Below are 6,734 nucleotides of genomic sequence, written 5' to 3'. Positions count from 1 at the left end.
AGGTCACGGCCGTCAGCGCGTTCTGCGTGAAATCCTCGCCCCGGTCCCCCATTTCCACGGACGCGATTACCCCGTTGGCGGCCAACTGCCCCAAGTTGTCATGCGGGGAGATCAAAATGTCCGGCGCTTGCCCCATGGGCGCCTGGGCAATGAAGTCAGAGATGGACTGCGCGTTGATCTCCCGCTGAATGAACTCCACTGTGACCCCCGTGGCGTCCGTGAAACGTTCGGCGATCTGCTGCAGACCAGGTATTTCATCGTCACCGGCCTGGATCCTCAGCTGGCCGGGGCCCACCGGCAGGCCGCCCTGGCTGCCCGACCCACACGCACTGAGTGCAGCGGCCAATCCGAACCCTGAGGCAGCACCCAGTAGACGACGGCGGGTCAACCGCCCGTTCGCAGAATGTGGCGGTGGTGCTGGTGGTGGCGTCACAGGAGGGACCTCGTGGTTGGAGAGTGGTACACCGCTGCTCTTGCGGCAAGTCAAACCAGCCTACGGGCCTCGCCACGTGATGCAGATCATCTGAGGTGGTGTGTCGCACATCTTCCGCACCCGCGTTGAAACGTGAACGGGTGTCGGGTCAATCAGCCCTGGAACGCGGTGCGGCAGGGACGGTGCTTCAGGGGGCTATCACGGTGCCGGGCACCGCCTTGATCAGCCTGGCGTCCAGGCTCAGGAGCCTGCACTCAAGTTCTTGTGCCAGGGCAACGTACATGGCGTCATACACACTGACGTTGTTGCGCAGATCCCACACTGCATCCAGAAGATCCACCCCCGGCAACTCCCTGACACCCAGCAGTGTGAACTCCTGAAGGGCTTGGCGCGCCTCCTGGTCCGTGATGTGCCCTCCCAGATACCAGCCCCGGAGAACGGAGACCACCTCCACCGTCAAGTGCTGGGGAGCAACCAGATCCTCCTGGGAAACGGCTTGGGCCACTCGACGTCCGCGTTGCGTTCCAAGCAGCAGCTCGGCGATTGCCGAAGCATCAACCACCAGCGTCACGACGCCGGTCGCACCCCTACCAGGACATCCTCAGCCGCAGGCAGGTTTTTTGGCGGTCGATCAGCAATGCGAGCCAGCAGCTCCGCCCGGCTGGGGCGGGCGGCCAGTTGCTCCAACTCGATCAGCAGATAATCGCTCAAAGATCTCCCTTCCAGCGCGGCCTTGGCCTTGAGGGCACGGCTGGTTGCCTCCGAAACATTGCGCACCTGAATAGTGGTCATGCACAGAGCATATCCAACATGCGGTATGCATGCTTTGGACTCACGAACTCAGACGCTCCGCCCACCGGCACAGACAAGGGCTCGGCACCCTGATCGGCTGCGGGTGCCCCGTGTAGGCTCGATGATCATGCAAAGTTCCTCATCGGGTTCTTCCCCACAAGCCCCCTGGGACACCTCTGCCACCGCGGGCTCCCCGTCATCCACTCCCTCCCTGGGAGGGTGCCCCGGGCAGGAAAAACTCCCCCCGGACACCACCATGAGTGGACCGCTTCCTGGCCGCTATCTGAAGCCGTCGGCCAGGAGGGTCAAGATCCAAACGGGTTTTCCCCAGCCCGAGCTGCTTGATCTGCCCTGGTCGACGCCCTTGGCGGAGTGGCCGGATGACGTCCTGGTGGCCTATCCCCGCGGGATCTCCCGACACGTGGTGCGTTTTGCCCAGGTGGGTGACCGGGTTCTGGCGGCCAAGGAGACCACGGCACGCAATGCCGCCCGCGAATACGACCTCCTGCGGCGACTGCGTCAGCTCGGCACCCCGTGCGTGGTGCCGGTTGCCGTGGTGACGGAGCGCCACAGCCGCGATGGCGAGGAACTGCCGGCCGTCTTGCTGACCGAGCACCTGAATTTCTCCCTGCCCTACCGGGTGCTGTTCTCCGAACACCCCGATGCCAACATCGCGGACAAGCTGGTGGATGCGCTGGCACTGCTGCTGGTGCAGCTTCACCTTGCCGGTTTCTACTGGGGAGACGTCTCCCTGTCCAACACCTTGTTCCTGCGTGACGCCGGTCGATTTGCTGCTTATCTGGTGGATGCCGAAACTGGTGAACTCCACCCGCAGCTAACCAAGGGACAACGCAGTTACGACCTCGAGTTGGCACGCACCAACGTGGCCGGGGAATTGATGGACCTCCTGGCCGGGTTCCACGACGACTCCCACGAAGGTCCCCCGCTGGATCCGTCCATGACCACCGGGGAGAAGGCTCATTACGAGCCGGCGGCCGCCACCACCGCCCTGACACAAATCGTCTCCTCCGCCCCGGTGCCGGTGGACCCGTTCATCACCTCCGAGCGAATCGTGGAGACCTACCAGAAGTTGTGGGCTGAACTCACGGGCGCGGAGCGCTTCCCGCACGAGCAGCGTTGGCGCGTGGCCGAACGGATCAAACGTCTCAACGACCTCGGGTTCGACGTCGAAGAAGCCTCCCTGGACACCGACGACGACGGTTACGTTCAGCTGGTCCCCCGCGTGGTGGAACCGGGACACCATTCCCGGCAGCTGCACAACATCACGGGCATGAACGCCCGTGAGAACCAGGCGCGCCGGATCCTCACGGACATCGCCCAGTTCGGACGCGCCCTCTACCCCGGCCTGCCGGATGACCTGACCGGGGCGTTGTGGATGCAGGAGGTCTACTCCAAGATCATGTCCGCCGTTCCCGCGGACCTGCGCACCAAACGTGAGCCCGCAGAGATCGTGCATGAGGTCCTGGAACACCGCTGGTTCCTGTCCGAACGACTCCGACAGGACGTCCCCACCAGTCAGGCGGTGGAGGACTACGTGGAGTCGCAGCTGCGGTCACGCCCGGACGAGCAAGTGATGCTGTGAGCGCAAGGCCCGAGTCACCGGATCGCTCCGCTACTCACCTGGCCCTGATGCTCGCCTTCACGTTCTGCACGGGCATGATCGATGCCTTAGGTTATCTGGGGCTGGACCGTGTGTTCACCGCCAACATGACCGGCAACGTGGTGATCCTTGGCATGGGCCTGATGGGCGCCGAGGGCTTACCTGTGCTGGGGCCGCTGCTGGCTCTGGGTGGTTTTCTCACAGGTGCAGGCATGGCGGGTCGCATTTTGCGCCGAATCCCCAAGGGCTGGGGCCACGCACCACGGTGATCATGTTGCTGGTGGGAGCCATCACTGCCACCTTGGGGCTCGGGTTGGCTCTGGAGCCTGGCAACATCCCGGCCTATCGCCAGGCGATTCCCGGACTCCTGGGCTGGCCATGGGTGCTCAAGCTGCCACTGCCCGCAAAATCGGTCTCCAGGACATCATCACGGTGGTGGTGACCTCCACCATCACGGGCTTGGCTGCAGAGTCACGGCTGGCGGGTGGAACGGGGCAGGGCAATTCCCGACGCGTGGCGGCCGTGGCCCTGATCCTGGCCGGAGCCGCAGTGGGTGCCGGTCTGCTGTTGTGGTTGGGGCTGGGGTTCGGCTTGATGGTGGCCGGCAGCATCGTGGCCGCCGGCGCCGTCGTGGGCCATGTCTATGGCCGAGACGTCTGAAGCCATTAGCTGGTCTGTTCACCCGACGGAGCGCATCAGGGTGTCACGCATACGGCGCGCCCAGTCATCCGGCAGGCTCCCTTCGCGTGCCACCTGGGCATAGGCCGATCCCAGCAGGGAATCGACAACGACGCCCAGGTCCACGTCCGCATCCATCTTTCCGGCATCAATCTGCAACTGCAGCAGGTTCAGCAGCTGTTCCATGCGCGGGCGCACCAGGTGTCTGCGTAGGATCCGTGACGTCTCCGAATGCGGTTCTGTCAGCAGGGTGACGGCTATACCGGTTCCGAGGTCCTCGATCAACACCCGCAGTGCGGTGTCCAGGGCGTGAACCCAGTCGTCCTGTGACCAGTTCTGCCGGTCCAACGCCAGTGGTTTGGGCGCCAGGTGCTTCTGGGCTCGGGACAGGACATCGTCCACCATGGCATCTGAGTTCGCGTAGCGCCGGTAGATGGAGGTCTTGGCCACCCCGGATTCCGCCGCCACTGCCTCGATGGACAGCCGCCCCGGGCCCTCCCGGGTCAGGATCCCCAGTACCGCTGCCATGATCTTGCGATCCGTGGTGACGGTGCGTGGATCGGGTGCGGAGTGATTTTCAGCCATGGTTCACCCACGCATCGACTGCGGTGATGGCGTGGGCGCGCAGGTGAACCATGGTTTGAGTCAGTGCTTCTTCCAGTCCTCGATCGGCCAGTGGTTGCGCTTGGCCAACCGGTACAGCGGGATGTCCGGGTTGACCGCATAGGGGTGGCCCACCAGCCCCAGCCAGGAGGAGTCCGCCACGGAATCGCCGTAGCCGAAGGAGCGCGTGAGGTCGTACCCGTTGTCATCGGCGTACTTCTTGAGCCACTGCGCACGGGCCTCGTCCACCAGCGGCGGGGTGGCCAGGTAACCCGTCAGCACACCGTCGCGCTCCACCATGGAACCGGCGATCACTTCATCAAACAGATCGGCAACCGGGGAGACCAACAGGTCCAGGGAACCGGTCACCAGCACGGTGCGGTGACCGGCTGCACGGTGTTCCTCGATCCGGGCCAGGGCACCGGGCTTGAGCACCTTGAGCATGTCCTCACCGAGCTTGCCGTCCACGGCTTCCCGGATCTTGGCGGACTCCATGCCTTCGTATCGGCGCATGAACGCCCGCACGAACTCGCCACGGTCCCGGCGCTCGGCCTTGACGTAAGTGGGAGTGGTGCGAACGGCGTCGATCAGGTCTGCGGGACGCTTGGCGGCAGGCAGTACCCGACGCTGCACGGCAAAGTACTGACCCACCACGGTGGAATCCAGCACTGTGCCCTCCAGATCAAAGATCGCCAGCACGTCAGTACCGGGCTTCAGTTCCTTGCGGGGCCGCTGGGCACGCCGCGCCCGGGCCGACGACGCCCGGGAGTAGGCGCGGGTCATCTCCGTCAGGGCCGGCAGGTGAATCTCCTGCCAGTAGGTCTTCCAGTTGATGTCCCGGGGGTCAAAGGTGCGGTCCTCAGGGGTGCCCTCCGGCAGGGAGGCGCTGAGCGCGCGGGTGTTGGTGTCGTCGAACACCATCTCCGTACGGGTGTAGTTCTGGTACAGGTCCACGTAGGTGCGCAGGGAACCCAGGCCGGACTGCATCTTGTGCAGAGAGTTGGTCCACTCCAGGGTGCGCTTGGTGGAGGGCAGCAGTGCGTTGAGGCGCCCGCCCCAGGCTGCCAGCTTCTCCTTGCCTGCCAGGGAACGAACCACGGCGTTGTTGGCGGGGAACCTCCACTCCGGGACCACCACGGGTTTGCCGTCAGGACCCTCCACGGGATTCTCCAGGAAGTACTCGCGCACGGAACCGTACATCTCGTGGAACGGCAGCGGGTTGGAGGCACCCGAACAGATTTGGTAGTAGCCGGCCTGCTCACGATCCCCATGTGATTCGCCCCGGTGTCCGTTGACCACCAGAGCCGTGATGGCGTTGACCACAAAGTCCACGGGGATCACGTCCAGCACGGAGTCCGGAAGCCCCGGGAACTCCGGCAGCGCGCCCTTGGCGTAGGCCATGATCAGGGGGTCCGCCACCTTGTAACCGTCAATCCACCCGGGCTGCGGGTGACGCAGCGCGGATTCGATGATGGCGGGGCGCACCACGGACAGCCGGTGTCCGTTGCCGCCCCACAGGTCCTCGGCAACACGCTCACCCATGGCCTTGGTGAACGTGTAGATGTCCGTCCACCCCAGGGACTGTGCGCGGGTGCGGCCCAGGTCCACCAGTCGCTGGGTGATCCACCCCGTCCGGGATGCCTCAGCGGAGGCGGCCACGGACTTGGGGCCACGCTTGCCCGTGGACTTGGTGGCGGAGTCGATGAAGGAATGCAGCTGCTCGGGCGTCCTGGAAGCCAGTTCGGCTTCTTCACGGGCGGCAACGGCGTAATCGAATTCACGGCGCCAGTCGACGTCGTGATCAATCGGTGCCTCAGGGCGCAGACCCTTGGCAATTCCACCCACGTAGCAGGTGGACACGTGGACCACGTGCGGGTCCTGACCGGAGGCCAGCAGGGCCTCGTACAGACTCAGGGCACCGCCCACGTTGGTGTTGAAGGCCTCGTCGATCGGAGGGTCGAATGAGACTGTGGAGGCCGAATGCACCACCACGTCAAAGGGCTGCTCAATGCCCTTCAGCGCAGACAGATCCCCTTCCAGCACGTCCGTGCGCTCCTGGAAGATCCGCTTGGCTTCGTCATCCCCCACACGCTCACGCCACGGCTTGAACACCGGCTTGCGGAACAGCTGTTCCAGCCGGGTCTGGGCGGTGATCTCACCCTTGGGGCGAATGACGGCGGTGATGTGGATGTTGTCCTCGGAGGACAGCAAGCGTTCCATCACGGCTTGCCCCAGGAAGCCGGTGGCTCCCGTGAGCAGGACTCGCTTGGTGGTGTTCTCAGACAACGGTTCTCCTCATGCCTTGCAGGCAGGTGATTCTGTGTGCGGTACGGCCACGGCCGTGATCAATCATGCTAGCCACGTTCCAGGGTCTCAGGGGCTGCGCGAACCACAGTGACACCCTTACGCTACGCCCCCCGTAGTGTACCGTGGGCGCTATGTTCACCGCATTGATCACGGGGGGAACCTCCGGCATCGGGGCCGCATTTGCCACTGCCCTGGCCAGCCGTGGATTGGACCTCGTTCTGGTTGCCCGAGACACCGCCCGCATGGAGCAGTTCGCCCATGAACTCCATGACCGGTACCGCGTCAACGTGGAGACCATCA

The 6,734-nt window shown here is 64.5% G+C and carries 9 protein-coding genes; 4 read left to right on the top strand and 5 right to left on the bottom strand.

The features are described from left to right. The 3 genes from L979_RS08010 to L979_RS08000 form a co-directional block, all read right to left on the bottom strand. Positions 1-388: extracellular solute-binding protein (locus L979_RS08010; protein ID WP_231559453.1), on the bottom strand; the 388-nt coding region annotated here is incomplete at its 3' end. A gap of 232 nt (positions 389-620) precedes the next feature. Further along, positions 621-1,004, bottom strand: coding sequence for a type II toxin-antitoxin system VapC family toxin (locus tag L979_RS08005; protein WP_047691334.1), 384 nt, complete (start codon positions 1,002-1,004; stop codon positions 621-623). After that, positions 1,001-1,225 carry an antitoxin gene (locus L979_RS08000; protein WP_197052107.1) on the bottom strand — a complete coding sequence of 75 codons (225 nt, stop codon included), beginning with the start codon at positions 1,223-1,225 and terminating at the stop codon, positions 1,001-1,003. Before L979_RS08000 ends, L979_RS08005 begins: the two co-directional genes overlap by 4 nt. A 256-nt stretch (positions 1,226-1,481) precedes the next feature. Between L979_RS08000 and L979_RS07995 the strand changes: the two genes are divergently transcribed. The 3 genes from L979_RS07995 to L979_RS16960 all read left to right on the top strand — a co-directional run bounded on the left by L979_RS07995 (position 1,482) and on the right by L979_RS16960 (position 3,506). After that, the gene (locus L979_RS07995) at positions 1,482-2,828 is read left to right on the top strand and encodes a DUF4032 domain-containing protein (protein ID WP_052209675.1); all 1,347 of its coding nucleotides are present in this window, start codon (positions 1,482-1,484) and stop codon (positions 2,826-2,828) included. 47 nt (positions 2,829-2,875) lie between these two features. After that, positions 2,876-3,115 (top strand): YoaK family protein, encoded by a 240-nt coding sequence (locus tag L979_RS16965; RefSeq protein WP_081994049.1) that lies wholly within the window; start codon positions 2,876-2,878, stop codon positions 3,113-3,115. A 109-nt stretch (positions 3,116-3,224) separates the two neighbouring features. Beyond that, entirely contained in the window at positions 3,225-3,506 is a 282-nt protein-coding gene (locus L979_RS16960) for a DUF1275 family protein (RefSeq protein ID WP_081994046.1), read from the top strand. A gap of 18 nt (positions 3,507-3,524) precedes the next feature. On the opposite strand, the gene L979_RS07980 is transcribed toward L979_RS16960, so the two are convergent. Together L979_RS07980 and L979_RS07975 are read right to left on the bottom strand one after the other, a co-directional pair. Next, positions 3,525-4,109 (bottom strand): TetR/AcrR family transcriptional regulator, encoded by a 585-nt coding sequence (locus tag L979_RS07980; RefSeq protein ID WP_047691331.1) that lies wholly within the window; start codon positions 4,107-4,109, stop codon positions 3,525-3,527. Between the two features lie 60 nt (positions 4,110-4,169). Further along, positions 4,170-6,413 (bottom strand): HAD-IB family hydrolase, encoded by a 2,244-nt coding sequence (locus L979_RS07975; protein ID WP_047691328.1) that lies wholly within the window; start codon positions 6,411-6,413, stop codon positions 4,170-4,172. A gap of 152 nt (positions 6,414-6,565) precedes the next feature. Here L979_RS07975 and L979_RS07970 point away from each other — a divergent pair. After that, on the top strand, positions 6,566-6,734 hold a 169-nt coding region (locus L979_RS07970; protein ID WP_047691325.1), incomplete at its 3' end, for an SDR family NAD(P)-dependent oxidoreductase.

The organism is Kocuria sp. ZOR0020, from assembly GCF_000800955.1.
Taxonomy (GTDB): Bacteria; Actinomycetota; Actinomycetes; order Actinomycetales; family Micrococcaceae; genus Kocuria; species Kocuria subflava.
The sequence above is the reverse complement of the archived record's forward strand: the minus strand, read 5'-3'. Positions and strand labels throughout refer to the sequence as shown.